General features: G+C 62.3%; 27 protein-coding genes and 1 pseudogene. 14 read left to right on the top strand and 14 right to left on the bottom strand.

Features of this window, described 5'->3' with window-relative positions; genetic code table 11:
• Positions 1-422, top strand: a pseudogene (locus AC6CH8_RS13235) (IS256-like element ISAar5 family transposase); the annotation flags it as partial.
• A 70-nt stretch (positions 423-492) separates the two neighbouring features.
• On the opposite strand, the gene AC6CH8_RS13230 reads toward AC6CH8_RS13235, so the two are convergent.
• Together AC6CH8_RS13230 and AC6CH8_RS13225 are read right to left on the bottom strand one after the other, a co-directional pair.
• Complete coding sequence (locus tag AC6CH8_RS13230) at positions 493-1,578, bottom strand: 4-hydroxy-3-methylbut-2-enyl diphosphate reductase (RefSeq protein ID WP_024817476.1); 1,086 nt, start codon at positions 1,576-1,578, stop codon at positions 493-495.
• Between the two features lie 50 nt (positions 1,579-1,628).
• The gene (locus tag AC6CH8_RS13225; protein WP_498190992.1) at positions 1,629-2,492 is read right to left on the bottom strand and encodes a hypothetical protein; all 864 of its coding nucleotides are present in this window, start codon (positions 2,490-2,492) and stop codon (positions 1,629-1,631) included.
• Between the two features lie 182 nt (positions 2,493-2,674).
• Here AC6CH8_RS13225 and xseA point away from each other — a divergent pair, with 182 nt between their 5' ends.
• Both xseA and AC6CH8_RS13215 read left to right on the top strand, forming a co-directional pair.
• Positions 2,675-3,952: an exodeoxyribonuclease VII large subunit gene (gene xseA / locus AC6CH8_RS13220; protein ID WP_498190990.1), complete on the top strand. Its 1,278-nt coding sequence runs from the start codon at positions 2,675-2,677 to the stop codon at positions 3,950-3,952.
• Between the two features lie 40 nt (positions 3,953-3,992).
• Positions 3,993-4,253, top strand: coding sequence for an exodeoxyribonuclease VII small subunit (locus AC6CH8_RS13215; protein WP_091468795.1), 261 nt, complete (start codon positions 3,993-3,995; stop codon positions 4,251-4,253).
• Here AC6CH8_RS13215 and AC6CH8_RS13210 read toward each other — a convergent pair.
• From AC6CH8_RS13210 to AC6CH8_RS13170, 9 genes are all read right to left on the bottom strand, one after another.
• Positions 4,250-5,104 carry a polyphosphate kinase 2 family protein gene (locus AC6CH8_RS13210; RefSeq protein WP_420178550.1) on the bottom strand — a complete coding sequence of 285 codons (855 nt, stop codon included), beginning with the start codon at positions 5,102-5,104 and terminating at the stop codon, positions 4,250-4,252. The genes AC6CH8_RS13215 and AC6CH8_RS13210 overlap by 4 nt on opposite strands.
• Positions 5,105-5,157: 53 nt before the next feature.
• Positions 5,158-6,378, bottom strand: a complete 1,221-nt coding sequence (locus AC6CH8_RS13205) for a pyridoxal phosphate-dependent aminotransferase (protein ID WP_498190987.1) — start codon at positions 6,376-6,378, stop codon at positions 5,158-5,160.
• A gap of 120 nt (positions 6,379-6,498) precedes the next feature.
• Entirely contained in the window at positions 6,499-7,455 is a 957-nt protein-coding gene (locus AC6CH8_RS13200) for an ABC transporter substrate-binding protein (protein ID WP_178997064.1), read from the bottom strand.
• On the bottom strand, positions 7,452-8,195 hold the full coding sequence (locus AC6CH8_RS13195; protein ID WP_498190985.1) for an ABC transporter permease: 744 nt from the start codon (positions 8,193-8,195) through the stop codon (positions 7,452-7,454). Before AC6CH8_RS13195 ends, AC6CH8_RS13200 begins: the two co-directional genes overlap by 4 nt.
• Entirely contained in the window at positions 8,192-8,932 is a 741-nt protein-coding gene (locus tag AC6CH8_RS13190; RefSeq protein WP_420178553.1) for an ABC transporter permease, read from the bottom strand. The genes AC6CH8_RS13195 and AC6CH8_RS13190 overlap by 4 nt, the downstream gene beginning before the upstream one ends.
• Entirely contained in the window at positions 8,932-10,026 is a 1,095-nt protein-coding gene (locus AC6CH8_RS13185; RefSeq protein WP_091468810.1) for an ABC transporter ATP-binding protein, read from the bottom strand. Before AC6CH8_RS13185 ends, AC6CH8_RS13190 begins: the two co-directional genes overlap by 1 nt.
• A 154-nt stretch (positions 10,027-10,180) precedes the next feature.
• Positions 10,181-11,362 (bottom strand): ribosome small subunit-dependent GTPase A, encoded by a 1,182-nt coding sequence (gene rsgA, locus AC6CH8_RS13180; protein ID WP_498190982.1) that lies wholly within the window; start codon positions 11,360-11,362, stop codon positions 10,181-10,183.
• A gap of 234 nt (positions 11,363-11,596) precedes the next feature.
• Complete coding sequence (locus AC6CH8_RS13175) at positions 11,597-12,049, bottom strand: NUDIX hydrolase (RefSeq protein WP_178997072.1); 453 nt, start codon at positions 12,047-12,049, stop codon at positions 11,597-11,599.
• A gap of 29 nt (positions 12,050-12,078) precedes the next feature.
• Entirely contained in the window at positions 12,079-13,875 is a 1,797-nt protein-coding gene (locus AC6CH8_RS13170; protein ID WP_498190981.1) for a glycoside hydrolase family 35 protein, read from the bottom strand.
• A gap of 50 nt (positions 13,876-13,925) precedes the next feature.
• On the opposite strand from AC6CH8_RS13170, the gene AC6CH8_RS13165 reads away from it, so the two are divergent.
• Positions 13,926-14,957 (top strand): pirin family protein, encoded by a 1,032-nt coding sequence (locus AC6CH8_RS13165; protein ID WP_420178557.1) that lies wholly within the window; start codon positions 13,926-13,928, stop codon positions 14,955-14,957.
• 11 nt (positions 14,958-14,968) lie between these two features.
• On the opposite strand, the gene AC6CH8_RS13160 is transcribed toward AC6CH8_RS13165, so the two are convergent.
• Positions 14,969-15,904: an N-acetylglucosamine kinase gene (locus AC6CH8_RS13160; protein ID WP_420178558.1), complete on the bottom strand. Its 936-nt coding sequence runs from the start codon at positions 15,902-15,904 to the stop codon at positions 14,969-14,971.
• A gap of 41 nt (positions 15,905-15,945) precedes the next feature.
• Here AC6CH8_RS13160 and AC6CH8_RS13155 point away from each other — a divergent pair, with 41 nt between their 5' ends.
• Positions 15,946-16,977: a nitronate monooxygenase gene (locus tag AC6CH8_RS13155; protein WP_420178559.1), complete on the top strand. Its 1,032-nt coding sequence runs from the start codon at positions 15,946-15,948 to the stop codon at positions 16,975-16,977.
• Here AC6CH8_RS13155 and AC6CH8_RS13150 read toward each other — a convergent pair.
• Positions 16,952-17,926: a LysR family transcriptional regulator gene (locus tag AC6CH8_RS13150; RefSeq protein WP_498190978.1), complete on the bottom strand. Its 975-nt coding sequence runs from the start codon at positions 17,924-17,926 to the stop codon at positions 16,952-16,954. The genes AC6CH8_RS13155 and AC6CH8_RS13150 overlap by 26 nt on opposite strands.
• Before the next feature lie 100 nt (positions 17,927-18,026).
• Here AC6CH8_RS13150 and AC6CH8_RS13145 point away from each other — a divergent pair, with 100 nt between their 5' ends.
• From AC6CH8_RS13145 to AC6CH8_RS13135, 3 genes are read left to right on the top strand one after another with little or no spacing between them, the layout of a single operon-like run.
• Positions 18,027-19,256, top strand: coding sequence for an MFS transporter (locus AC6CH8_RS13145; protein ID WP_364307054.1), 1,230 nt, complete (start codon positions 18,027-18,029; stop codon positions 19,254-19,256).
• Between the two features lie 31 nt (positions 19,257-19,287).
• A complete protein-coding gene (locus tag AC6CH8_RS13140) occupies positions 19,288-19,929 on the top strand; it encodes a TMEM175 family protein (protein ID WP_091468831.1) in 642 nt (213 codons plus the stop codon).
• A gap of 54 nt (positions 19,930-19,983) precedes the next feature.
• Entirely contained in the window at positions 19,984-20,490 is a 507-nt protein-coding gene (locus AC6CH8_RS13135; RefSeq protein ID WP_364307051.1) for an Lrp/AsnC family transcriptional regulator, read from the top strand.
• Positions 20,491-20,500: 10 nt separating this feature from the next.
• On the opposite strand, the gene AC6CH8_RS13130 is transcribed toward AC6CH8_RS13135, so the two are convergent.
• Complete coding sequence (locus AC6CH8_RS13130; protein ID WP_091468834.1) at positions 20,501-21,736, bottom strand: MFS transporter; 1,236 nt, start codon at positions 21,734-21,736, stop codon at positions 20,501-20,503.
• 174 nt (positions 21,737-21,910) lie between these two features.
• Between AC6CH8_RS13130 and AC6CH8_RS13125 the strand changes: the two genes are divergently transcribed.
• From AC6CH8_RS13125 to zapE (AC6CH8_RS13100), 6 genes are read left to right on the top strand one after another with little or no spacing between them, the layout of a single operon-like run.
• Positions 21,911-22,426 (top strand): Lrp/AsnC family transcriptional regulator, encoded by a 516-nt coding sequence (locus AC6CH8_RS13125; RefSeq protein WP_091468835.1) that lies wholly within the window; start codon positions 21,911-21,913, stop codon positions 22,424-22,426.
• 19 nt (positions 22,427-22,445) lie between these two features.
• Positions 22,446-22,871, top strand: coding sequence for a DUF1761 domain-containing protein (locus AC6CH8_RS13120; protein ID WP_364307047.1), 426 nt, complete (start codon positions 22,446-22,448; stop codon positions 22,869-22,871).
• 10 nt (positions 22,872-22,881) lie between these two features.
• Positions 22,882-23,877: a magnesium/cobalt transporter CorA gene (gene corA / locus AC6CH8_RS13115; protein WP_498190974.1), complete on the top strand. Its 996-nt coding sequence runs from the start codon at positions 22,882-22,884 to the stop codon at positions 23,875-23,877.
• Positions 23,874-24,029, top strand: a complete 156-nt coding sequence (locus tag AC6CH8_RS13110) for a hypothetical protein (RefSeq protein ID WP_498190972.1) — start codon at positions 23,874-23,876, stop codon at positions 24,027-24,029. The genes corA and AC6CH8_RS13110 overlap by 4 nt, the downstream gene beginning before the upstream one ends.
• Positions 23,978-24,160, top strand: coding sequence for an AFG1/ZapE family ATPase (zapE, locus tag AC6CH8_RS13105; protein WP_498191001.1), 183 nt, complete (start codon positions 23,978-23,980; stop codon positions 24,158-24,160). Before AC6CH8_RS13110 ends, zapE (AC6CH8_RS13105) begins: the two co-directional genes overlap by 52 nt.
• Before the next feature lie 37 nt (positions 24,161-24,197).
• Positions 24,198-24,764, top strand: coding sequence for an AFG1/ZapE family ATPase (gene zapE / locus AC6CH8_RS13100; RefSeq protein WP_498190971.1), 567 nt, complete (start codon positions 24,198-24,200; stop codon positions 24,762-24,764).
• Positions 24,765-24,788: the final 24 nt, after the last annotated feature.

The following is a 24,788-nucleotide window of genomic DNA, read 5'->3' as shown; positions in this document are numbered from 1 at the left end:
GCGGGGCCAATCAGACCTGGTGGTACACCCACGACAGGCTCCGCAAGGCCTACCGGCTTCTGGAACGACTCAGCCAGGCCGGGACGCTGTTCACCTATCTGCGCGCGGAGTTCGCCGGCCTGCAGATCGCCTCGACTACTAATCGCATCGAAGGCGGCACCAACGCCCAACTCCGGTTGCTGCTGCGGGCCCACCGGGGCATGAGTGAAGAGCACCGAAAACGCGCGATCGAGTGGTACCTCTACCTGCACAGCGAACAGCCCCTGCCACCAGCCAAACTCATCAAAGCCGAGCATTACCGTCCCGCCAAGACCGAAGCCATCACCACGACCGAGCAGAAGCCCGGGCCCGAGCTCTACAGCACCGGACTCAGCGCCGACGAAGGACTCTGGCATCGCAAAGGATGGGCAGGCCGCACATGACACACCCGAGATTTACACACGTTTTGTCCTATAACCCACCATGGCGGGCCAGTTTTGTAAGGAGAAAGAGCTAGGAGGTCTGACGGTTTCCACGGCCGCCAAGGGCACGTGTCACGTCGCCGGCCTTCTTCAAGGTGGCCCGCAGTTCCTTTGGAAGCGAGAAAAGCAGGTCTTCCTCTGCTGTCACCACTTCCTGGACCTCGCCGTAACCGTAGTCAGCCAGAAGCCGCAGAACATCTTTGACAAGTACTTCAGGGACAGAAGCGCCGGAGGTCACGCCCACAGTGGCGACGCCCTCGAACCAGGACTCGTCCACTTCATTGGCGAAGTCCACTCGGTACGAGCTCTTAGCACCATATTCGAGGGCTACCTCAACCAATCGCACAGAATTGGACGAGTTGGCCGAACCCACAACGATCACGAGGTCAGCCTGCGGTGCGATCTTCTTAATGGCCACCTGACGGTTTGTGGTGGCGTAGCAAATGTCATCGCTGGGGGGATCCTGCAGCGTGGGGAACCGGTCCTTAAGGAGGCGAACCGTCTCCATGGTTTCGTCCACGCTGAGAGTGGTCTGCGAAAGCCAGATGGTCTTCTCCGGATCCCGCACGGTGACCTTGTCTACCTCGTGCGGTCCGTTGATGATCTGGATATGCTCCGGGGCCTCACCGGCGGTTCCTTCGACTTCCTCATGGCCTTCATGGCCGATGAGCAGGATGTCGTAGTCTTCCTTGGCGAAGCGTACAGCTTCCTTGTGGACTTTAGTCACCAGTGGGCACGTCGCGTCGATGGTGCGCAGTCCGCGGTCCTCGGCTGATTGGACCACTGCAGGAGAGACACCGTGTGCCGAGAAGATGACCAGGGCACCTTCGGGAACCTCGTCGGTCTCCTCGACGAAGATGGCTCCTTGTTCCTCCAGGGAGCTGACCACATGCACATTGTGAACGATCTGCTTGCGCACATAAACGGGAGGGCCGTAGTGCTCCAGGGCCTTCTCCACAGCAATGACAGCCCGGTCCACGCCGGCGCAATAACCGCGGGGAGCCGCCAACAGAACCTTCTTGGGCCCCGTGACGGGCGCCGCTGCCTGAACCTCTTCCGGGGAACGGCGTCTACGGGGCACCGTGGGCATAGGAATGGAAACTGCTGTGCTGGTCATTCCTCCATGCTACCGGGCCGGACTTTGCCTCCCTGCTATCGGGCAGGACTTTAGCTGCTGGCCGAACGTGACCCTCGTCGCCCTGACACAACGGAAGCTATGACGCCGGACACAAAGACTCCACCGGACGCCACCGCTGCGATGAGGATCCATTCCCCGAAGCCTGCCTTGGCTGCCGTGAGGAACTCCTGCTTGAACAGCTCAGCCACGCCGTTTGCGCTGGACAGACTGCCAACCACTCCCCCGGCAAGATCCGCCCCGGCCGTCCAGAGAGCAGCAAGCGCCAAGCCGCCCAGTCCGAGGAAGACCAACACCAAGGACCGCCGGCGCGCGGCGACAAGCGCCAGGAGAATGGATATCAGGGCACCGAGTGCGGCCACCCACCACAGGGGTGCGAATGCCGCCACCCGCTCCACCAGTTGGCGGTGGGAGGGCTCCCCCAGGGACACCAGGCTTTCCGCAGGAACATCAATCCGAATCCGGGTGGCCTCGGCAAAATGATCACGAATGAGCCGAACCAAAGGGCTGATATCAAGGACCAGGGCAGTGGTGGTGGCGGCCTCCTCCGGTTGGTTCGCTTCGCCGAAGTTCAACCTGTGGCTGTTGCGTACTGTCTCTTCCCACGCTTGAGGGTAGTCGCTCCACGATTGCATGCCCGATGCAGCGCTGCGGAGCGCGTCGGCCGCCAAGGACTGGATAGGTCCTGGAAGATCCACGGAGGACTCGAAGGTTCCAACAGCGGCCGTGGCCAGGCGGTCTTGGAATTCCGGATCGTTGCCTAATTCACCTGCTATGCCTACAAAGCCCTCTTCTTTGACGATGTTCTGGTCAATCCACGCCGTTGGAACGGCCACAGCCGTAAGAATTAAGGCGAGGATAACTCCCAATGCTGAAACAAAAGTACGCAAGGTCATCCTCAGGCTCGGGGGCTATGGCACCATCCTAGGTCTGTCCACATGGCAGAAAAAATGTCGGAGGCGTCGCCCAAGCTATGGATAGAGTTGGAAGGCCGGTTGGCAACCACAGCCGCACCCCTGAGCGAGGACTATGACAATGCAGGAAAAAACACGGCGACTGAACCAGCCATGGACCCACCATGTCCGCTGAAGCGACACCGGAATCCACGCTGCCGGGGACTGCCGCCGAAACCAGCCCGGACAACCCCTGGCCCCTGCAATTGCTGTCCCGCAAGCTCAAGGCACACATAGAGCGGGCTCCGGCTGCATGGATCGAAGGTCAGGTCATTGAACTGAACCGCCGGGGCGGTAACGCTTTCCTGACCCTGCGTGATGTTGACGCAGAAATTTCACTTCCGGCATCGGTCTGGTCAACGGTGCTTGACCGCCAGAAGATACCCCTGGAACGGGGTTCCCGGGTGGTTGCCTTGGTCAAGGCGGACTTCTGGGTCAAGACCGGCCGCTTGAACATGTCCGTCAAGGACATTCGTCCGGTAGGCCTGGGCGATCTACTGGCAAGGATCGAACGACTTCGCCAGGCTTTGGCAGCCGAGGGACTATTCGCGGGTTCGCGGAAGCGCAAACTCCCGTTGCTCCCCCACCGCATCGGCCTCATCACGGGTCGGGATTCCGATGCCAAGAAGGACGTCCTTCGCAATGCAGCGTTGCGCTGGCCAGCAGTTGAGTTTGACGTTCGCGAAGTGGCTGTCCAAGGCAACACCGCCGTTTCGCAGATCATCGCGGCCCTAAAGAAACTGGATGCCGACCCCCACGTGGATGTCATTGTCCTCGCCCGCGGTGGCGGCGCGCTGGAGGATCTCCTGCCGTTCAGCAATGAAGACCTCATTCGAGCCGTCTCGGCCGCGACCACTCCGATTGTTAGTGCAATCGGCCATGAAGCTGATCGTCCGATCCTGGACGACGTAGCGGACTTACGTGCGTCAACACCCACAGACGCGGCCAAGCGCATAGTTCCGGATGTGGCCGAAGAACTGGCCATGGTTCGCCAGGCGCGGGACCATCTCCGCCGAAGTATCAGCCGCATGGTGGACCGCGAGACTGATCGACTCCATGCACTGAGGTCCCGGCCCGTATTGGCCACTCCTGCTTCGATGGTGGATGCCCGCTCCGAAGACATCCACCGCTTGCAGCGCAGGACCCATTCTGCGGTCAGCACCGCGGTACTCAGGGCATTGGACCAAGTCCACCACTTGCGTGCGCAGGTCCGTGCCCTCTCACCCCAAAAAACACTGGACCGCGGTTATGCCGTTGTCCAGCTCCTCGGCGAGGACCAGACGGGGCACCACGTGGTGAGCAGCCCAGAGGAAGCACCGGAGGGGACGCCGCTAAGCGTCCGCGTAGCTGAGGGCCGTTTCAGGGCTGTTTCCGCCGGCCAAGGACAACTCGTCGAACACTAAGACTGCTGAAACCACCGTCACCACCACATCAAAGGACACCATGACTGAGAACAATCCAACGGCACCGGAATCCTTGGACAGCTTGAGCTATGAGGAAGCCCGCGAACAACTCGTGGCCGTCGTAGGGCGCTTGGAAGCAGGCGGAGCCAGCTTGGAAGAATCGCTAGCGCTTTGGGAGCGCGGCGAGGCACTGGCCAAACGCTGCGAGGACTGGCTTGAGGGCGCACGCAAGCGTCTGGCCACCGCCCGTGATGCAAGCAGCGACGGCGGAGCCCCGGCCGGCGGCAGTCCTACGGCCTAGGACTCCACCACGAGGGCTCGCTCCGCGGCGACGTCAAAGTCAGCCTTGGGCCAATCCAGTTGCAAACCACCCAGGGCATCCAACAGCAGTTGCTGGACGGCGATGCGGGCGTACCACTTCTTGTTGGCGGGCACCACGTGCCAAGGTGCGATGTCGGTTGACGTTTTCTCGAACGCCGTGCTGTACGCGTCCATGTAGTCATCCCAGTACGCACGTTCCGCGAGGTCGCCGCGACTGTATTTCCAGTGCTTACCGGGATCGTCCAAGCGGGCGATGAGGCGCTTTTTCTGCTCGTCCTTGCTGATGTTGAGCATGACCTTGACGATGGTGGTTCCCTGCTCGTGCAGGCGTGACTCGAAGTCGTTGATGGCTGCGTAACGGCGCTCCAGTTCGCCAGCGTCAGCCCAGCCATGGACGCGATGAATCAAGACGTCCTCATATTGTGAACGGTCAAAAACACCCACCATTCCGGCCGCAGGGGCTTGTTTTTCGATCCGCCAGAGGAAGTCGTGCGATTTTTCCTCGTCCGTCGGCGCCTTGAAAGCGGTCAGCTGCACACCTTGCGGGTCCATCGCTCCCACAACATGGCTGACAATGCCGCCTTTGCCCGCAGTATCCATGGCCTGAAGAATGAGCAGGAGCCTCTTGGGGCTACCGAACTTCCCTTCGGCAAAGAGCTTTTCCTGCAGTTCCGCAAGTCGATCATCCTGGGCGGCCAGCAGCGCCGTGCCATCAGCTTTCACACCGGTGTAGCCCGGGGTGGATTCAGGGTCCACGCCTGCCAGCGTAAACCCCGAGCCCACCCTGAGTACTTCGGCCGGACTTTTGGCGAACTCAACTGCAGCAGCCATTGGCATGCCTTTCTGCCCGGCCGCGCCCCCGTGGCGCGGCTATGGACCTCAGGCTAGTTGCCCGGGTACCTCGACAGGAAGTCCGCCATGCGACCAATGGCTTCTTCGATGTCCTTGACGTTGGGCAAGGTGACCATTCGGAAGTGATCCGGACGAACCCAGTTGAACGCGCGCCCATGGGAGACCAGGATTTTCTGTTCTTTCAACAGGTCCAGGACGAACTTCTCGTCGTCCCTGATGTGATAAACCTCGGGGTCCAACTTCGGGAACAGATAAAGGGCGCCCCTGGCCTGCTGGGTGCTGACACCGGGGATGGCGTTCAGGAGGTCGTACGCCTTGTTGCGCTGCTCCAGGAGCCTGCCGCCCGGAAGGATGAGATCGTTGATGCTCTGGTAGCCGCCGAGCGCGGTTTGGATGGCGTGCTGTGCAGGTACGTTGGCGCACAAGCGCATGTTGGCCAGCAGGTTGATGCCCTCAAGATAATCGGCAGCATCCTTCTTGGGCCCGGAAATTGCCATCCAGCCCGCGCGGTAGCCACAGACGCGGTAGGCCTTGGACAGGCCGCTGAACGTCAGGCACAGAACGTCATCACCGGTAAGCCCGGCGAGGTTAACGTGAACTGCGTCTTCGTAGAGGATCTTCTCGTAGATTTCGTCAGCGAAGAGAACCAGTCCATGCTTCTCTGCCAACGCGACGATCTTCTTGAGGGTCTCCTCCGGGTAGACGGCGCCGGTGGGGTTGTTGGGGTTGATCACCACAATGCCCTTGGTCCGCGGCGTGATCTTGGATTCCATGTCCTCAAGATCGGGCTGCCATCCGGACTCTTCGTCGCAGAGGTAGTGCACGGGACGGCCGCCCGCAAGTGCCACGGAAGCCGTCCACAGGGGGTAGTCCGGCGTAGGAATCAGCACTTCGTCACGGTCGTCCAGCAGCGCCATGAGGGACATGGTGATGAGCTCGCTGACACCGTTGCCGAGGTAGATGTCGTCAACGTGGATGTTCTGAATGCCGCGCGTTTGGTAGTACTGCGAGACGGCGGTCCTGGCCGAGAAGATGCCTCGGGAATCGCTGTAGCCCTGAGCGTTAGGCAGGTGGCGGATCATGTCCACCAAGATGGCGTCAGGCGCTTCAAAACCAAAAGGGGCCGGGTTTCCGATGTTCAGTTTGAGGATCCGGTGACCCTCCGCTTCCATTTGCTGGGCGGCCTGAAGAATCGGTCCACGGATGTCGTAGAGGACATTATGAAGCTTGGTGGACTGCTTGAAATTCGCCATCCCTCAAATATGCCACACGGGTGATGGAGTTCAGCTGAGACTTGACTCACACATACGACGACGGCGGTGACGGTCCCGCGCGGGTCCGTCACCGCCGTCGTACGCGGTTTTGTTCAGGTACTACTTGACGATGCCTTTGTCCTTCAGCCATGCGGCTGCGGCATCCTTAGGCGACTGCTTCTGGTCGCCGCTTACTGCGCGGTTCAGATTGATCAGGTCGTCGGTGGTAAGGATCTTGGAAACGTTGTTGAGCGCTTCCTTGGCCTTGTCCGTCATCTTGGCTTCCTTGACCAACGGCAGGACCTGCTGTGCCTTGAAGTTGTTCTTCGGATCTTCCAGGACGACGAGGTCGTTATCTGCGATGGACGGCGTGGTGGTGTAGATGTCCGCCACCTGAACCTTGTCCTCCAGGAGAGCCTGGAGAGTCAGGTTGCCACCGCCGTCGTTGAAGGGCTGCAGGCCCTTGAGCTCGCAACCATAGTTGGCCTTCAGCCCCGGGAAGCCGTAGGCACGGGTCTCGAACGTGGCCGGCGCAGCCATGGTGAAGTCCTTGCAGACCTTGGCCAGGTCCTCGATGGACTTCAACTGGTACTTCTCCGCCGTGGCCTTGGTGACCACCATGGCGTCCTTGGACTCGGCCTTGGCCGGCTCCAGGACCGCGAGGCCTTCCGGAAGCTTGCCCGGGAGCGCCTTGTAGACGTCCTCGGCAGATACCTCAGCGGCCTCCGTGTCCACATAGGAGAGAAGGTTGCCGGAGTAGTCCGGCACGAGGTCCACGGAGCCGTCCTGGACAGCCTTGAAGTAGATCTCGCGCGACCCGATGTTCGGCTTGGACGTGGCAGTGAGACCAGCCGCGTTGAGGGCACCCACATAGATCTCTGCGATGACCTGGCTCTCCGGGAAGTCTGCCGAACCGACTACCAGTGAGCCTCCGGCGGCGGAACCGCTGGGCGCCGAGGTGGAAGGCGTGGCCAAGGGACTGCCGCCGCAGGCGCTCAACGCGAGGGCCACACCCAGTCCAGCGGCAAGGCCGCCCAGACCACGGCGCGTAAGAGTCATGGGGACGGGGTTTTTCATGATGTACCTCCTTGAACGGCAGCCCCGGCGGGAACCGTGGCTGTGAGATCGTCGGCTGCCTTCTGGCGGCCGCTTGAGTCGACGGTCAGGCCGGGCGAGATGACGAGCCTTTGCATGCCGGCCAGGATCAGGTCCACAGCGATGGCCAACCCCGCGATGAGCAGGGAGCCTCCGAGCATCCTGGGGAAATCCTGCAGCACTAGGCCGTCGAACAGATACCGGCCAAGCCCACCCAACGGAAGGTAAGCAACCACCGAGACGGTCGCAATGACCTGTAGAACCGCGGTGCGGATGCCGCCGAACATCACCTGCACTCCGTTGGGCAGTTCCACGCGGAACAGGATCTGAAGTTCGGTCATGCCCATGGCCCGGGCAGCGTCCACCACCGTGGCATCAACGCTGGAAATGCCGGCATAGGTCCCGGCCAGAAGCGGCGGCACTGTGAGGATGACCAGCGCCCACACTGGAGGCATCAAGCCACTGCCGGCGAGCAACGCGAAGAGGACCAGCAAACCGAGCGTCGGGAGGGCACGCAATGCTCCGGCGACAGCCACTGCGACAACGCGGCCGCGCCCGGTGTGCCCGATGTAGAGACCAATTGGCACTGCAATGGCGGCGGCGATGAGTAGCACCAGTGCGCTGTACTGCAGGTGCTCCAGCAAGCGGGTGGGGATTCCACCGCTGCCGGTCCAGTTCTTGGGGTTTGTCAGCCAGGCAATGGTTTCAGCAAAGATGTTCATGCGGACGCTCCCGGGTCCGGGCGAAGGGCCGCGTGCGGCTTCGCGGGTCCCGCTTTGGGCTCGGTGAGCACGGCGTTTCCATCCGGACGCGACGAACTTCCACCTGCCGCGCGGGTCCATGGCGTCAAGAGCCGCTCCAACACCACCAGAACCGCATCCATCAACAGCGCCAACACCAGGATCGCGATGATGCCCACCACAACTTCGGTGATGAACGTGCGCTGCAGGCCGTCAGTGAACAGAACCCCAAGGTTGCCCACACCAAGCAGGGCCGCCACGCTCACCAGTGAGATATTGCTGACTGACACCACTCGAAGTCCTGCGAACAGCACTGGCAAAGACAACGGAAGGTCCACCTGGAAGAAGCGGGCCAGGGGTTTGAAACCCATGGCAACGGCAGCGTTTCGGAGGTCGTCATCCACGGAGTCGAAAGCGTCCATCGCGGCACGGACCAGCAATGCCACGGCATAGATGGTCAGTGCCACCACCACGTTCAGCGGATCCAGGATCCGCGTGCCGAGGATTGTGGGAAGAATGATGAAGAGGGCCAGCGAGGGAATGGTGTACAGCAATGAGGTGGCTGTTGCCACCACTGACCTGAGCGTGCTGTTGCGCCTGGCCAGCTGGGCCAAGGGGACCGAAATCAGCAATCCAAAGATCATGGGAATGATCGCCAGCACCATGTGCTGACCGGCCAACCCCAGGACCATGCCACTGTTGGCAAGGAACCACTCCATCAGGTGGCGTCCTCCCTGTGGTGCCGGACTTCTTCGATAAGAGCCAGGACTTCCGGCGCCTTCAGGACTCCGGCCACCCGGCCGTCGTCGTCAACCGCGACGCCAAGGCCCGACGGCGACGACAACGCCGCATCCAGCGCGCGCCGCAGCGTATCTCCCTTGCGGAAGAGCGAACCTCCGGGGATCAGCCCGGCGCCGTCCCGCGGTGAAGACCATCCGAGCGGCCGCGAATCGTCGTCGACAACCAGCGCCCACTCCCCCGATTGGCGGCCCGCGTGGTGGCCATCGGAAGGACTCACCATGGTGACAGGGTGCAGCGTCACGGCGTCTGCGGCGTTGAAGGCAAGGTGGCGGAAGCCGCGGTCGCGCCCCACGAAGGAGGCCACGAAGTCATTCGCAGGTGCCCGAAGGATCTCTTCAGGAGCCGCGTATTGGGCGAGCTTGCCCCCGACGGCGAAGACAGCCACCTTGTCACCAAGAACAGTGGCTTCGTCGATGTCGTGCGTGACAAACACAATGGTCTTGGCCAATTCCCGCTGCAGACGCAGAAGTTCCTGTTGCAGTTCGTCACGGACCACAGGATCCACTGCGCTGAAAGGTTCGTCCATCAGCAGGACCGGCGGATCAGCAGCGAGCGCCCTGGCAACTCCAACGCGCTGCTGCTGACCACCCGAGAGTTGTGACGGGTATCGCTTGCCCAGGACGGAAGCCAGCCCGACGACGTCGAGCAGTTCCTCCGCGCGTTTCCGCGCAGCCGCCTTGGGTACGCCGTTGAGCCGTGGAACGGTGGCGATGTTATCCAGCACGGATCGGTGCGGAAGCAAGCCGGATGACTGCATGACATAGCCCATGGAGCGGCGGAGCTTGGCCGCGGGAACCTGGGAGACATCTTCCCCTGCAACAGTGATGGTTCCGCTGGTGGGCTCCACCATTCGGTTGATCATGCGCAGGGAAGTGGTCTTTCCGCAGCCCGAAGGGCCAACAAACACGGTTATGGCGCCCTTGTCGATGGACATGGTGAGAGAATCCACCGCCGGTTGCCCGCCCTGGTATTGCTTGGTGACGCTCTTGAAATCAATCATGGCTTCGGCCATACCCGGGCTTACCTATCTGTGGTAGAGAACATCGGTAGAGCCAGATGATCATATGCACTCTTATTACTTGGCTGCAAAGCAATCTTCACCCAGCGTAGCCAGCACCACCGACGATGTCAGCGTCGCCACGAGTTCCGTAATGAATCGGCAATGTTCAGCGTTTTCGTCGCTTGCCGCCCTTTCCGGTCCGTTCCTCGGCTTGGTCGTGCTTGTAACGTTCCGCTGCACGCTGGCCTCGGTCCGCTGACATCACCCTTTGGTGCCATTCGCGCTGGTAGGCACGGCGGGCCGCAGCGTCATGCTTCCTGGCCAAGGCCGCCAGCTCGCGTTGCAGCTTCAGGTAGCTGGCCCAGCGCCGGGGATCCAGGATTTGCTCCGCGAGCGCCTCCTGGACTGCGCATCCCGGCTCTGCCTGATGGGCGCAGTCCGTGAAGCGGCACCGGGAGAAAAGTTCCTCCAGATCGCCGAACATCTCGTCCATGCCCTCGTCAGCGTCGAAGAGCCCGAACCCGCGGACTCCCGGCGTATCCATCAGCACCGAGCCGCCCGCCAGAGGTACCAACTCCCGCGACGTGGTGGTGTGTTTGCCCTTGCCGTCGCCTGCCCGGACCTCGCCTGTCTGCTGGAGCTCACGCCCCGCGAGGGCGTTGATAAGCGTCGATTTCCCGGCACCGGAAGGACCCAGGAGAACCAAGGTGGCGCCTTGAGGAATTCGCTGCATCAATTCGTCGAGGCCATCGCCCTGCTCCGCAGACGTGGTAACGACGTCAACGCCCGCGGCCTGAAGGATGACTTCCCCCACGACGTCGTCCGCGAGGTGGGCGAGGTCAGCCTTGGTGATGACCACCAGCGGCGTGGCGCCGGAGTCCCACGCAGCCACCAACGTCCGTTCAAGTCGGTTATGTGTCAGCGGACGGTCCACAGGGACAACCACCGCAACAATGTCGATGTTGCTGCCCAGTATCTGTTCTTCCGACGAGGCTTCAAAGGCCCGCTTGCGGCTCAGCGCCGAATGGCGGGGAAGGACCTCGACGACGGCGGGCTCGCCAGCGTTGTTGTGGCCTAGCCATACCCAGTCTCCGGTGGCCGGAACAAGCCCATGCGTGGGATAGGGCAAATGCAGGAGACCTTGGGCCGATGCGACGAGCACCCGGTTCCTGTCAAGGCGCACTACGCGGCCGGGTGTGGCCGTTTCCTGGTTCCCGGGGGCGCTGTGGGCGCGGAAAAGCTCCGCGGTTTTGTCGGTGAAGCCGTACTCCACTGGTCCGTTTAATGGGTGAGTGGGCAGCTGCTTGATGGAACTAAAAGAAGGGTCGCTTGAAGCGTAAGTGTTCAATGTAATGCCTCTGAGGAGGCCCGGCCGCCTAGTTTTGGCAGGCTGATGCCGGGGCAGGAATGGTGGGCTGATGACGGCGCGCCGCAACGTAGTGCGGGGCGCGCAAGATCGTGGCAATCATCAAATCCACCTCCTCGGCATCCAGACCGGCAGCTGATGGGGCCGGCAACGATGTTCAGCGTAGCCAACATCGGGCCCTTTTGGCTAGGCCTTATGGCCCACCTTCCGGTTGGCTTAGCTCAGCTTCCCGTCCGCCGGGCGCTCCCGGTGCAGGCGCAGTGCCGTGTCCACCAACGACACCCGGTTGAGTTTCCCAATGTCCTTCAGGGGGATCCACGCGGCGTGCGTGGTGCTCCCGTCCACCTCATGGGTCAGTTCTCCGCCCACCACCGTTGCCTCGTAGACCAGTCGGATGGCCTGAAAATCCTTGACCGAACCGTCGGGGCGGACATCAGCAGGCCAATGGCCGACGTCGATACCCAGCATGCGATCGATGCGCGCTTCATACCCGGTTTCCTCGAAGACTTCACGCCTGCAACCGTCCACCGGATGTTCCGCCAGATCCAGGCCTCCGCCCGGTAGCGTCCATCCTTCCTTGCCGTCCTGCTTCCAGTACGCAAGCAGGATCTTGTCCTCTTGGACAATCACGGCGTAAGCGGCTGGGCGGGTATCGAACTGGAGGGTCATGGAGTCAGCATAAATCCTCGGGCCGGACTCTACGGAAGCTCGGCCGCCGAGATCGGACCTGCTTCTTCCGGACCCAAGTCAGGCGCTTCGCGAAGTTCGACGACGGTCCCTGGTTTCCCGAGTTCCAGCACCTTAATGCTGTTTCGGCCGGTTTTAAGCAAAGGAGCCGGTGCGTAGAGCGTCACCTGTGGGCCCTTATCCCAGTACCTGCCCAGGAGGAAGCCATTGAGCCAGACGAAGCCCTTCCCCGAGTCGGGCAAGGCAATGTAAGTGTCGGCCGGTTCCCGGACCTCGAAGTCGACGCCTGCCAACCCCTCAAGGTCTTCCTGCGTCCAGTCTGCGAGTGCAACAGGTGTCTGCGTCCAGTGGAAGGTGTAGCGCTGGTTGACGAGGACGCCGCCCAGAATTCCCTTCCCATGACCCGTCAGAGGTCCGTAGTTGATGCGGCCGAGGTTCTCCACCAGGATCTCAAGCTTGGCGGGGATGCCCGTGCCGCTGACGGGCAACCCCTCGGAACCGTTGACGTCGTCCAGGACACCAGCAAAGGTGCCGTCCACCCACACGTAGGCACGGTCATTCAGGCCAGTGATCTTCAGCCGGCTCTCCGAGGGAGCGTCCGGGCGGCCAGGAAGGATGGCTTCGGCGGCGTAGAGGATCATGCCCGCGTCGAGTCCCAGCTGCTCGAAGCTAAGTGGCCTCACGCTGCTGACAGGTTTGCCGGCTTCCCGCACAAGCTCCAGCAGGTCCGGGCCCGCGGTCAAAGGCAGGGACTGCGCCGGAAGTACCGGTGCGTCAGCCAGCAACTCCTGAGGGAGGTCGGGTAGCTTCTCTACGCCCTGCGCCCGGAAGAACTCCCTGCGGAAAGCATGGAACTTGGGCGTCAGGGCCCCGTTCTCTGCGATGGGCGCGTCTGAGTCGTAGCTGGTAACCGTCGGCTGCAGCATGGTGCCATCGTGATTGCTGCCGGAAGTGAGGCCGAAGTTAGTCCCGCCGTGGGCCATATAGGCGCAGAGTGAGCCACCGAGATCGAGCATCTTGCGTGCTTCCAACGCGGCGTCCTCGGCGTCCCGGCGGTGATGGTGTTCGCCCCAGTGGTCGAACCAGCCGCCCCAGAACTCAACGTTGAAGAACGGCTCGCCGGGCCGGCGTCGCTGCCATGTGGCCACCGCTTCGTCGCCCCGGCTTCCCAGCGTTGCCGTCGCCCAGGTTCCCCCGATGGAACCGCCGTCAAGGAAATAGTCCGTGCCGCCGTCGGCCGTGAACAGGAGCTCACTGATGCCGCGATCCTCCAGGACGCGTCGGTTCCAGCGGATGTACTCGTGATCGTCGCCGTAGCTGCCGTATTCGTTTTCAATCTGAACGGCCACCACAGGACCGCCCGCTGACGCCTGCCGTGAGGCGATGATCGGGAGGAGCTGATCGAACCACTCCTCGATGGCACCCGTGAATTCCGGGTCCATGCAGCGCAGGCCGATGCCGGGAACGCCGGTCAGCCAGGCGGGGAAGCCACCGTTGTCCCACTCGGCGCAGATATACGGGCCAGGGCGGACAATGACGTCGAGCCCCTCCTCGGCCGCCAGGTCAATGAAATGGCCCAAGTCCCGCCAGCCACTGAAGTCCGGCGCCTCATCGCGCGTAGGCTGGTGGAAGTTCCAGGCAACATATGTGTCCACCGTGTTAGCGCCCATCGCTTTAAGTCGACGCAGCCGGTCCTGCCACAGGTCCGGGTGTACACGGAAGTAGTGGATGGCTCCGGCGAGGATGCGATACGGTTCACCCGAACGGTAAAGGACGGCGTCTCGGTAGCTCAGGAGGGCGTTGTTCACGTGGAACAGATTAGCTCAATTTCCAACATTTATGCACAGGTGATGATCACATGACCAATCTTGATACTTCCCCCGCACAGGAAGTGTGCCCCGCGGCGCCGGAAGGTCAAGGTCCTTGCGTTCAGCTGTGGCCCGAGCGTGAGGTTCCCCTGGGTGGCGTGCGCGCCATGAACGTCATGCGGACGCTGCCCCAGCGAGGTCTACCGACTGTGGGTGCCTGGTGTTTCCTGGACAGTTTCGGGCCCGACCGGGTGGCCATGAGCGTACTCCCCCACCCACACTGCGGACTTCAAACTGTCACATGGCCCCTGGAAGGCGCCGTACGGCACCGCGACAGCGTAGGCAGCGATGTAGTGGTCCGGCCCGGCGAGCTGAACATCATGACGGCAGGCCATGGCATCTCCCATTCCGAGTTCTCCGTCCTTCCGGCCACTACCGAGACCGGGTCCAGTCCACTGGTGGAAGAAATTCCGATGTCCCGAGGACTCCAGCTGTGGGTTGCCCTTCCGGACGAGCACAGGCACCGTGCGCCGTCATTTGAACAGGTGAGGGACCTGCCGGTAGCGGTGGGCGAAGGCTTTACGGCCACCGTGATGGTGGGCGAATTTGCCGGACAGCGCTCCCCCGCCACGATGTTCAGCCCGATTGTTGGAGCCGACATCACGGGCACGGGGTCCCTCGAATTGCCCTTGCGGCCCGATTTTGAGCACGCCGTACTGGTCCTGGATGGCCACGTCGTGATCGATGGCCAGGACATCGAGGCTGGTCCCCTGGCCTACTTGGGGGCCGGCAGGTCCAGCCTTGCCGTCCAAGCGCAACCGGACACCCGCTTCATGCTCCTCGGCGGCGAACCGTTCGGCGAAGACCTGCTCATGTGGTGGAACTTCGTGGGCAGGACGCATGAGGAAGTGGAAAAGGCCCGTGAGGAGTGGGAAACCGAAGGATCGCTCGACGACGACGCTGCCGCCAGCTCACGCTTCGGCTTCGTCCCCGGGCATGGTCCTGACGCAGGACCGGAGGCTGGCCGCATTCCCGCCCCGCCGCTCCCGGGCGTCAAGCTACGGCCACGAACCCGCGGCTAAGTTTTGTACGGTTAACCCCGCTGCTCCGCTACGAGCCGCGGGACGCCGAACACGGGATCCTGTTGAAGAATGCGCACATCAGTAATGCCGTTTTGGGCCAGCCTGGCCTTGAACGCTTCCTGGAGCCGCGGGACGTTCATGCCGAGTCCGCTGCCGAGGATCACTGGACCGTCCAGGCCCAATTGGCGAACGGCCTGTTCGGCGAGTTCAGCCAGGTCGCGGCCTGCTTGCTCCACTAGTGCCTGACTTGTTTCGTCACCGGCGTCGGCGGCTTCCACTACCAACCGGGCCTGCTGCGCCCAGTAGCGGCGGCCGGTGTCCGGGGAGTGGAACAGTGCGATCAGCTTGCCGGGTTCCTCCACACCGACGGAGTCCAACAGTGCACGGCTGAGCCGGTCAGGCTCCAGGCCCTGGTTCATCCGGCGCAGGCTGTGCCGGACGGCCTCGCGCCCCAGCCAGTAGCCGCTTCCTTCGTCGCCCAGGAGATAGCCCCAGCCACCTGCCCGGGCTTCCTCGCCGGCGTCGTTCTTTCCCCACGCGGCCGAGCCGGTCCCGGCAATGACCGCGACGCCCGTGCCCGCTCCCCCAGCCGCCAGCAACAGCCGTGAATCGTGAACCACCGTGATGCGGGCGCCTGGGGCGTGCGGTGCGATGAGGTCGGCGAGCGCCTGGGCGTCTTCGTCCGTATCGATCCCCCCTGCACCGGCGTACACCTGGTCAATGTGGCCCCCACCGATTTTCCCGAACAACTCAGCGAGGTTCGCTGCGGCCACGTCCCGGCTAACATTTTGGACGTTGGAGCTGCCTGCGCTCTCATCCCGGACCGGCGATCCGTTGTGGAACCGCACGCCGCGGGTTTTCGTGCCGCCGATGTCGAGGCCGATGACAGTGCCGCTCACGGCTTCCGGGGCGGCGTGGGAATGCGTGGCAGAGTCAGGATTGTTCACCGTGAAAGACTAGCTTGGAGCGTCCGGAGGAGAAACCGCACATGCCTGAATCCCTGATTGGTACACCGTTTGTTGCAGCTCCCATGGCCGGGGGAACGTCCACGCCGGCGTTGGTGAAAGCAGTTCATGAGGGTGGTGGACTGGGTTTCATCGCTGCCGGCTACAAGAGCCCCGAAGCCATGACGGCTGAAATTGCTGCCACGCGGGAACTTAATATTCCGTTTGGCATGAACGTGTTCGTACCGGACCCAAGCCAGCTCCCGCCCGGTCCTGAAGCACGGGCGGAACTTGAGGCATACCGGGCGGAGCTGAAACCCGAAGCGGCCCGTTACGGCGTGACGCTACCTCCCCTCCGGCTCGATGACGACGACGCCTGGCAGGACAAGATCGATGCCCTGCTGGCCGACCCCGTGGAGTTCGTGAGCTTCGCTTTCGGCCTGCCGGGAAAGCCGGTGGTCCAGGCCCTGCAAAAAGCAGGCAGCCGGGTCATTTCCAGTGTTACCAGTGTGGACGAGGCTCTTGCGGCTGCAGAAGAGGGCCCCGATGCCATCGCAGTGCAGCACAGCTCCGCGGGCGGACACACGGCAGCCTTCCTGCCTGGCCCGCAGGGACCAGCAGCCCGTACGACGGCGGAGCTGGTGGCCCAGGTGCGCGCCGCCGTCGGACTTCCCCTCATCGCTGCCGGAGCCATCATGAATACCGCAGTGCTGCGCGACGTGCTGGCCGCTGGCGCGGTAGCAGCGCAAGTCGGGACCGCCCTGGTTCGGACTGACGAGAGCGGTGCACGGAAACCGCACAAGGACGCGCTGGGTGACCCCGGATTTACGGAGACAGCAATGACCCGGGCATTCACGGGGCGATGGGCACGGTCGCTGGTCAATGAATTCATCCGCGACCATCAGGACGCGCCGGAGGGTTATCCGGCCATCCACCACCTCACCAGCCCTGTCCGGGCTGCATCATCCGCGGCAGGTGATCCCCATCGCCTCAACCTGTGGGCAGGGACCGGCTGGCAGCAGGCCAGGGAAGGATCTGCGAAAGACGTGGTCAGGGAGTTCCTGAACGGGCTCTGACAAGTTCGGCGAGCAAGTCGCCGCCCTCGGTGACCACGAGTTCCCGGAACAGCCTGACGGCGTCCGGTTCGAAACTCCGCTCCCTCCAAGCGATACCGATCTGCCGGAATGCCAGGTCCGATTCGATAGCCACTTCAACGAGCCCAAGTTCGGCCTCAGGAAGGAACTGGCCGGTCCCTGAACCGGGTCCCGCTGGCGGCAGGATGCTAAAGCCCAGCCCGGCCGAGACCAATCCACGGGCAAAGGTGGACTCCTGGACTTCAAAAGCAATCCGCGGCCTGAATCCGGCTTCGCGCAGGAGCGCTTCGCCCAACGCCCGAAGGCCCACCCCCTCCGGGAGGGTGATGTACGGTTCGTGCCGGAGTTCGGAGAGGCGGACGCTGGACCTTCCGGCCAGAGGGTGCCGGTAGTGCAGCACCGCGCGCAATGGCTCGCGGTACAAAGGCAGAGCACGAATACCCCGCCCCTCCGGCGCGATGGGTGCCGTCAACGCGAAATCCATGTCCCCGTTAGCCAGCTGCCTCAGGCAATCGTCGCGTGGACCCTGCCAGAGTTCGAACACAGTGTGCGGGTGGTGTGCGCGGAAGGCGCTGATGAGCAAGGGAAGGGTGGCTTCACCGAAGGTGTGTTGGAACGAAACCCCGATCCTGCCCCTCACAACGTCAGATTCGTGCCGCACCCTGTCCAGCCCGGCTTGGAAGTCCTCCAGCGCTGCTTCGATGTAGGGCAGCAGCGTCCGCGCGGCCGGTGTCAGGCGAATGCCACGACCCTCGCGGATCAGCAGGTCCATCCCCACGATGGCGCTGGCCCGTGCAACGGCCCTGCTCACTGTCGACTGTGGAACGCCGAGGATCTCGGCTGTTTCAGTCATGTGTTCCGTCCGGCCAAGTTCCGCCAAGACAGGCAGCAGAGGGAGCAGTTGAACGAGCTGTTGGTGATCGGGTTCCATAAAGCTCCATTATTGGCAGGATCAATTCATGCACTATTGCATCAATCCTAAGTGACCTATGCATTGGAACATGGTGTCCACCCAGCCCTAATCTGGCTCGGTGAGCAAAGCAACCTCCAAACCCAGCACCGACTCCTGGGACGGACACGTCAAAGGTTCCCGCGGTTATAGTCGCGTCCTGGCCGCTTTGGCGCTTGCCGGGGTTGCGACCTTCGCGCAGTTGTACTCCACGCAGGCCGTACTTCCACTCATGGCCGCGGACCTCCGGATCACGGCGGCCGAAGCGGCCTTGAGCATTTCCCTCGCCACTGTGGGCTTGGCAGTCACTGTGCTGCCGTGGTCCTTTGTGGCCGACAGGATTGGCCGGGTCCGCGCCATGGCCATCGGCATCGCCGTCGCCACGCTCTTAGGGTTGCTGGTGCCTCTGGCACCCACAGTGCCCTGGCTGTTGGGGCTCCGAACTCTGGAAGGTATGGCCCTGGGCGGAATCCCGGCCATCGCCATCGCCTACCTCAATGAGGAAGTTACTAAAATCCATACCGCCCTCGCCGCTGGAACCTACGTTGCCGGAACTACCTTGGGTGGTTTGGCCGGGCGTTTGGTCGCCGGACCTGTTGGAGAACTTTGGGGGTGGCGCGCCGCGGCGCTGGCTGTTTCCCTGCTGGCCACCGTTTCAGCAGTCTTGTTCCTGGTTCTTGTTCCCAAGCAACGCCGGTTCAGTCCCGCCCCGCCCATGGGATTTCGTGGCGCCCTGCGAACCCTCGGTCGGCACTCGAGTAATCCCAAGTTGGTGTCGCTGTATCTGCAGGCCTTCCTGCTCATGGGTGGCTTTGTTGCCGTTTACAACTACCTCGGATTCCGATTGCATGCCGAACCTTTTGGACTTCCTGCCACCGTAGTCAGCCTAATTTTCCTTGCGTACCTATCCGGGACCATCAGCTCACGATGGGCCGCGGGGCTGACCACCAGGTTCGGTCGACGGAACGTCCTGGTGGCTGGGATAGCCATCATGTCGGCAGGTTTGGCAATGACGTTGGTGGAGAACCTCGCAGCCACCCTTGCCGGCCTGGTGATCTTCACTGGCGGCTTCTTCGCAGCCCATAGCGTTGGGTCCGGATGGACAGGAGCTATTGCCACCACTGGCCGGGCACAAGCAGCGTCCCTTTACAACCTGTCCTACTACCTGGGTTCCAGCGTCATCGGTTGGGCCGGCGGGCTTGCCTTTCAGGCGTTTGGGTGGCCGGCTTTGGCGTTGAGCGTCATCGCACTGTCATGTACGACGGCGGCAGTCACCTTGATAGTGCACCGCCCACGGCTAAACTCCCGCTGATTTCAGCGGGGCTGCCCCTACAATCGGAGGCATGACACAGGTCACGAAAAGCCGGGAACTGTCGTCGCCGGAGCGTTTGCAGGCGTTTACGGATGCCGTGGTGGCGATTGCTTTGACGTTGTTGATCCTGCCCCTCATGGAGAGTGTGGGTGAACTGGCGGACCACGATGGCACAACGGCCGAGTGGTTGGCGGAAGAACAGTATGCCCTGCTCGGGTTTGTCCTAAGCTTCATCCTGATTGCCGTTTTTTGGGTGCACCACCACAAGCTGTTCCGCAGCGTCAAGCGCGTGGACCCGGGCTTGTTGTGGCTGACGGTGGCATGGATGTTCACCATTGTGGTGATGCCCGTGGCCACATCACTGTCCACCCAGATGCAGTCTGACTGGGCGCAGCCCCTTGTCTACATTGGAACCCTGTTCGCCACCAGCCTCATGCTCCTTCTGGCCCGTGCCTATTTGCGGACCCACCCCGATCTCCACACCATGGATGACGCTGATGCGGTGTCAGGAATTCGAGCGAGCGGCATCGTTTCCGGACTTTTCCTGTTGGCGCTTGTTCTGGCCCTTGTCATTCCGGGCGCAGGAAACTGGCCGCTGCTGGTGATGCTGCTTAGTGAGCCTCTCCAACGGCTTGATCGGAGATGGGCCCGCCGACGCCCCGCCAAACGATAGTCACCTGAAGATTTCACGGATTAGGATGGACAAGAGGCAATTTCAGGAGGATCCGTGAGCAACCCCACGAAGAATGTTCGGTCAAGCCCGGGCAGCGCAGAGCCGCTCGACGCGATCGACGAACGAATCCTCGCCGCGTTGGTGGACGACGCCCGGATCTCCAACAAGCAGCTGGCTGAACTTGTAGGAATCGCCCCCTCCACTGCCCTGATGCGCACCAGGGCGCTCTCCGAACGGGGAATCATTGAGGGATTTGAAGCGATCTTGAGCCTGCCGGCCATCGGCCGTTCTGTTCAGGCCCTCATTGCGGTTCGCCTCCGCGCCCATGACCGTGACCAAATCGACCGCTTTACGGCGCGGGTTCCCAAACTCCCGGCCGTAATTTCCACTTTCCACACCACCGGTTCAGTGGACTACCTGCTGCACATCGCCGTCGCCAATACGGACGACCTCCGCAACTGGCTCCTGGACAACCTCGCCACCGATCCCGTGGTGGGTCACACGGAAACCACCATGGTGTTCCAGCACATTCCCGGCAACCGGGGACCGCTGCCCGAATAAACGGAGCAGCTCAGGAACGCAAGGCGCTTCGAAGGGACACCGCCGCAAGCGACAAGGCAGCCAGGCCGCACAAAGCAGTGAAACCCACGACGGCGGGCTGCAGGCCGAGCGCCGAGACAGCCAGCCCCAGCCCAATCACCGGAACAGCACTCCCCAGATAAGTGATGACGTAGACGGTGCTGATGACTTGGGCGTGGCGGGCGGCTTCCACTTTCCCGGCCACTTCGTTGAATACCTGTCGAAAAGCAATCCCTTGTCCCACTCCGGCGGTGATGCTTGCTGCCACCAGCAACCAGGGGCTGGACCATGCTGCGGCGGCTCCCACCAAAACAACCGAGACCCCCAGTACGGCAAGCGCCACGGGGACAACGAAACGTCCGCGTGCACCCAGCAGTTGGCTCAGGGCTGAAGCGCCCAAAGTGACGCCGGCAAGCAGTCCGATCAGCGGCCTGGAATCGGCGTGGACAACGCTGGCGAAATACCCGGGCGCCAAGGACAGGCAGAAACCGAACACCGCGAAACTCAGGAACCCGGTAGCCGAAGCCATCCAGAATGCTCCGCGCGCATCATGCGATATGGACGGTTTCCGGGGGGCAAGGACCTTCAGTGGCTTCGGTCCTTCCGCCGGCGCGATGGCTGGCCTGGCTTTCAGCAGCCACAAGGGAATGAGGGCAGCTACCAATACCGCGGAGTGCACATAGTACGGAGTGCGCGTCGGGTCCGGCAGGAGCGACAAGAGACCACCGATTGCGGGGCCCGCGGCCACGCCGCCGGCAGAGGAAAGCAACGTAAAGCGGGACGCCCAGTCGGGCCGCTGGGGCAGTAATTCGCGCAGTGCAGCGGAACTGGCTCCCGTGGCTAGTCCAACCGCCACGCCTTGCAGCGCCCGGCCCAGGGACAAGGTGATGAGAGTGTCCGCGTTCGCGAAGATGACGCCTCCCGCCAAACCGACGAGGACAGCGAGCACCAGCGCTGCCCTCCGCCCGATGTGGTCCGACCAATGGCCCGCCACCATGAGAACGGCTACGAGTGCGAGAACGTAGCTGGAGAACGCAACCGTCACGCCGAGCGAAGACATGCCGATCCTGGCTTGCAGCAAGGGGTACAAGGGCGTAGCCAGGTTGGCACCGACCAGCAGCGTAAAGATTACAACCCCGGCCAGGACCAACCTGGCAGTGGTGGAGGCATCCCATCCCCAGCGTTCGGCGGTAACCGGACGCATGCGGAGTTCGCTCAAGACAGTCATTTTCCATGCCTTCGGACTCGGTGGCCGGACTGTTTGTTTCCTTGTGAGAATTGCAGCCCAGCTATGTAGTGATGGCAATAGAATGCCGTAGCACTGATCTTTGAGGGCTATCAGAATGCAAGAATTGAGCAGAATACTCAAAGTAGTACGAGCCAAGTGAGCTGGAGTGACCATTTGAACACCCTTGACCCCCTGGACCTGAAGATCCTCTTGGAACTGATCAAAGACCCCCGCATCCAGATCGCGGAGTTAAGCGACGAACTGGGCATAGCACGCAATACAGCCCAAAGCAGGGTCAAGCGCCTTCTCCGTTCAGGCGTGCTGCAAGCCGCTGGGCGGGAAGTGGACCTCGAAAAGGTGGGCTACGACGTCGTCGCTTTCGTCACGATTGAAGTCACCCACCGGGAACTCGACGGCGTCATCGGCGCCTTGCGCCTGATCCCCCAAGTGTTGGAGGTCCATGAAATCTCCGGCCGCGGCGATCTGTGGTGCCGCGTGGTGGCAACGGATACACACAACCTCCAGTCAGCTTTGCGGTCAGTACTCCGTACCAAGGGAGTCATCAGGACCGAAACAGTGTTGGCCCTGCACACCCATATCCCGTACCGCACTGAGCCCCTCATCGGGAGAATGGCTGCAACACCAACACGGTCCAGGCAAGAAGGCCGGAGCGCAAGCCCAGAGGCCTGAACGCACTAGGCTTTTAGGCATGGATTGGCTCTCACACATCTCCCAGATCAACTGGCTCGCCGTACTTCTGGCCTTCGTTTCAAGCATGGTGATCGGCTTCGTCTGGTACATGCCGGCTGTACTGGGTCGGAAGTGGATGCAGGCAATCGGCAAAACCGAAGACGACCTCAAGAACATTGAAGGCGGCGCAGGCATCTGGGTTCCCATGATGGTGGCAGCTGCCGTGACCAGCATTCTCGTCGCTGTCCTCATCAGCGCCCTGGACCTCAACACTTTCCTTGCCGGCGGTTTCTTCGCGCTGATCCTTGCCTTGGTATTCCGCGCCGGCGGCCATGTCATTCATAACGGCTTCGCCGGGCGCCCATGGGCAGTGACCCTCATCGACTCCGGCCACGACATCGTGGCAATGACCGTCGCGGGCGCCATCATCGGGGCCATGCAGTAGCGTTCAACCAGTGACCATTATCGACAACGCCGTATATGTAGACGGCGTACGCACTGCCACCCCGCAAAACCTCGAACAGACATTTGAGACACTCGCGGAACACGGCGGCATGGCTTGGATTGGCCTCTACCGTCCCACCAAAGGCGAAATGGCCGCCGTCGCCGAAGAGTTCGGGCTTCACGAACTCGCCGTGGAAGATGCCGTCTCCGCGCACCAGCGACCCAAGCTGGAGCGCTACGACCACAATCTGTTTACCGTCCTCCGTCCGGCGCGGTATCTGGACGAAACCGAAACTGTGGAGTTCGGCGAGCTCCACGTCTTCACGGGACCGAACTTTGTGGTGACCATCCGGCATGCCGAAACCGGTGGCGTGGCCCGGGTGCGCAAGCGGCTGGAGGAACGCCCGGATCTCCTCCGCCACGGCCCGGAGGCAGTGCTGTACGCTCTCCTGGACCAAGTAGTGGACGACTACGCCCCTGTGGTTGCAGGTCTTGAAAACGACATTGACGAGATTGAGGACCAGCTCTTCAGCGGCGACAGCGCCGTATCCCGCCGTATCTATGAGCTCGCCCGCGAAGTCATCCAGTTCCAGCGTGCCATTCATCCCCTGCCGGACATGATGGTGCTCCTGGAGAAGGGCTTCGAAAAGTACGGCGTGGACATCGAGCTGCAGCGCTCCCTCCGGGACGTGGAGGACCACGTCCAACGCGTGATCTCCAGGGCAAACTCGTTCCGGGATCTCCTCCAGAACGCCCTCACCCTTGACGGCACGCTGACCGCCAACCGCCAGAACGAGGCCAGTGCTGCCCAAAACGAGCAGGTCAAGAAGATCTCCTCGTGGGCTGCCATCCTCTTCGCTCCATCCTTCGTGGCAGGCGTCTACGGAATGAACTTCGACCATATGCCTGAGCTGCATTGGGACTTTGGCTATCCACTGGCTGTTGGGCTCATGTTCGGCGCCGCATTGCTCATGTATGTCATCTTCAAACGCAAAGGCTGGTTGTGACGCCGCCGCTGAGGCCTGATCCGCGCACTCCGCGGGACGTCATGAGGACTTTGGTTGAGGGCATGGCGCACGACGCCGCGCGGTCGGGTTTTGAGCTCGAATCCAGCCAGCGGCAAGCAGCCGGGCGACTGGCGCATTTGGCGCCCAAGTAACCCGCCGCCGTCGGGCGCTTCCCCGGAAGCCGCCTCGAAGCCTATACCTCCACGGACCCGTCGGCCGCGGTAAAACTTGGCTGATGGACAGCTTCTACGGACGACTTACTGCCCAATCCCCTATGGCATGACCATTTCCTGCCCACCATCGAGGCGATCAAGGAGATGATGGATACCGTGGAAATCAGTGGCGCCTCGGATTTTCGTCGCTATCCGGTTGCTGGAACCAACCCCGCTGCCGATAGTGGTGCGTTCCGCTCAGGCCGCATTATTTCCCCCGGCACACCCCGACAGCTGGGGCGCCTGGGCTTGTTCCGGCCAACGCCCCCGCAAAGCCGCGTTTTGACCCCCACCACCCAACCGATCGTGGTCAAGAACTCCGATCCGGATCTCCTGTGGGTTGGATTTGAGGAACTGTGCGGTGGGTTGACCTCGACATCGGACTTTCTCGCCTTGGCTGAAACATTCAGGACATGGGTCATCGACGACGTTCCCTCGCCGGCCGATGATGCTGCGTCCGCGCCTGCTTGGCAGCGGTTCAGCAACGTGGTGGATGTCCTTTACGACCAGGACATCACGCTGTTCCTGGTGGGCGCTGGACCTCTCGACTGGGACGTTGAGCCTAGCGGCACTGCCCTGCCGGTACACCTTGCGCGCATCGCCAGCCGATTGTCCTTATTGAGCCGCTCCCATCCGGACAAGGACATGGACAGCGAAGAGGCCGCCGGAAGCTAAGCATCCAGCGGCCCCTTGAGGCAC

The sequence above is a fragment of the Paenarthrobacter sp. GQ52 genome, from assembly GCF_059759005.1.
Note: the sequence above shows the minus strand (reverse complement) of the source record. Positions and strands in the feature narration are given on the sequence as shown.

What these genes read in the sequence shown, in the direction of transcription:
- AC6CH8_RS13230 (WP_024817476.1), bottom strand. Translation starts at nt 1,578, where the DNA reads ATGACCAGCACAGCAGTTTCCATTCCTATGCCCACGGTGCCCCGTAGA.
- AC6CH8_RS13225 (WP_498190992.1), bottom strand. Translation starts at nt 2,492, where the DNA reads ATGACCTTGCGTACTTTTGTTTCAGCATTGGGAGTTATCCTCGCCTTA.
- xseA (WP_498190990.1), top strand. Translation starts at nt 2,675, where the DNA reads ATGTCCGCTGAAGCGACACCGGAATCCACGCTGCCGGGGACTGCCGCC.
- AC6CH8_RS13215 (WP_091468795.1), top strand. Translation starts at nt 3,993, where the DNA reads ATGACTGAGAACAATCCAACGGCACCGGAATCCTTGGACAGCTTGAGC.
- AC6CH8_RS13210 (WP_420178550.1), bottom strand. Translation starts at nt 5,104, where the DNA reads ATGGCTGCTGCAGTTGAGTTCGCCAAAAGTCCGGCCGAAGTACTCAGG.
- AC6CH8_RS13205 (WP_498190987.1), bottom strand. Translation starts at nt 6,378, where the DNA reads ATGGCGAATTTCAAGCAGTCCACCAAGCTTCATAATGTCCTCTACGAC.
- AC6CH8_RS13200 (WP_178997064.1), bottom strand. Translation starts at nt 7,455, where the DNA reads ATGAAAAACCCCGTCCCCATGACTCTTACGCGCCGTGGTCTGGGCGGC.
- AC6CH8_RS13195 (WP_498190985.1), bottom strand. Translation starts at nt 8,195, where the DNA reads ATGAACATCTTTGCTGAAACCATTGCCTGGCTGACAAACCCCAAGAAC.
- AC6CH8_RS13190 (WP_420178553.1), bottom strand. Translation starts at nt 8,932, where the DNA reads ATGGAGTGGTTCCTTGCCAACAGTGGCATGGTCCTGGGGTTGGCCGGT.
- AC6CH8_RS13185 (WP_091468810.1), bottom strand. Translation starts at nt 10,026, where the DNA reads ATGGCCGAAGCCATGATTGATTTCAAGAGCGTCACCAAGCAATACCAG.
- AC6CH8_RS13175 (WP_178997072.1), bottom strand. Translation starts at nt 12,049, where the DNA reads ATGACCCTCCAGTTCGATACCCGCCCAGCCGCTTACGCCGTGATTGTC.
- AC6CH8_RS13165 (WP_420178557.1), top strand. Translation starts at nt 13,926, where the DNA reads ATGACCAATCTTGATACTTCCCCCGCACAGGAAGTGTGCCCCGCGGCG.
- AC6CH8_RS13155 (WP_420178559.1), top strand. Translation starts at nt 15,946, where the DNA reads ATGCCTGAATCCCTGATTGGTACACCGTTTGTTGCAGCTCCCATGGCC.
- AC6CH8_RS13150 (WP_498190978.1), bottom strand. Translation starts at nt 17,926, where the DNA reads ATGGAACCCGATCACCAACAGCTCGTTCAACTGCTCCCTCTGCTGCCT.
- AC6CH8_RS13140 (WP_091468831.1), top strand. Translation starts at nt 19,288, where the DNA reads ATGACACAGGTCACGAAAAGCCGGGAACTGTCGTCGCCGGAGCGTTTG.
- AC6CH8_RS13130 (WP_091468834.1), bottom strand. Translation starts at nt 21,736, where the DNA reads ATGACTGTCTTGAGCGAACTCCGCATGCGTCCGGTTACCGCCGAACGC.
- AC6CH8_RS13120 (WP_364307047.1), top strand. Translation starts at nt 22,446, where the DNA reads ATGGATTGGCTCTCACACATCTCCCAGATCAACTGGCTCGCCGTACTT.
- zapE (WP_498190971.1), top strand. Translation starts at nt 24,198, where the DNA reads ATGGATACCGTGGAAATCAGTGGCGCCTCGGATTTTCGTCGCTATCCG.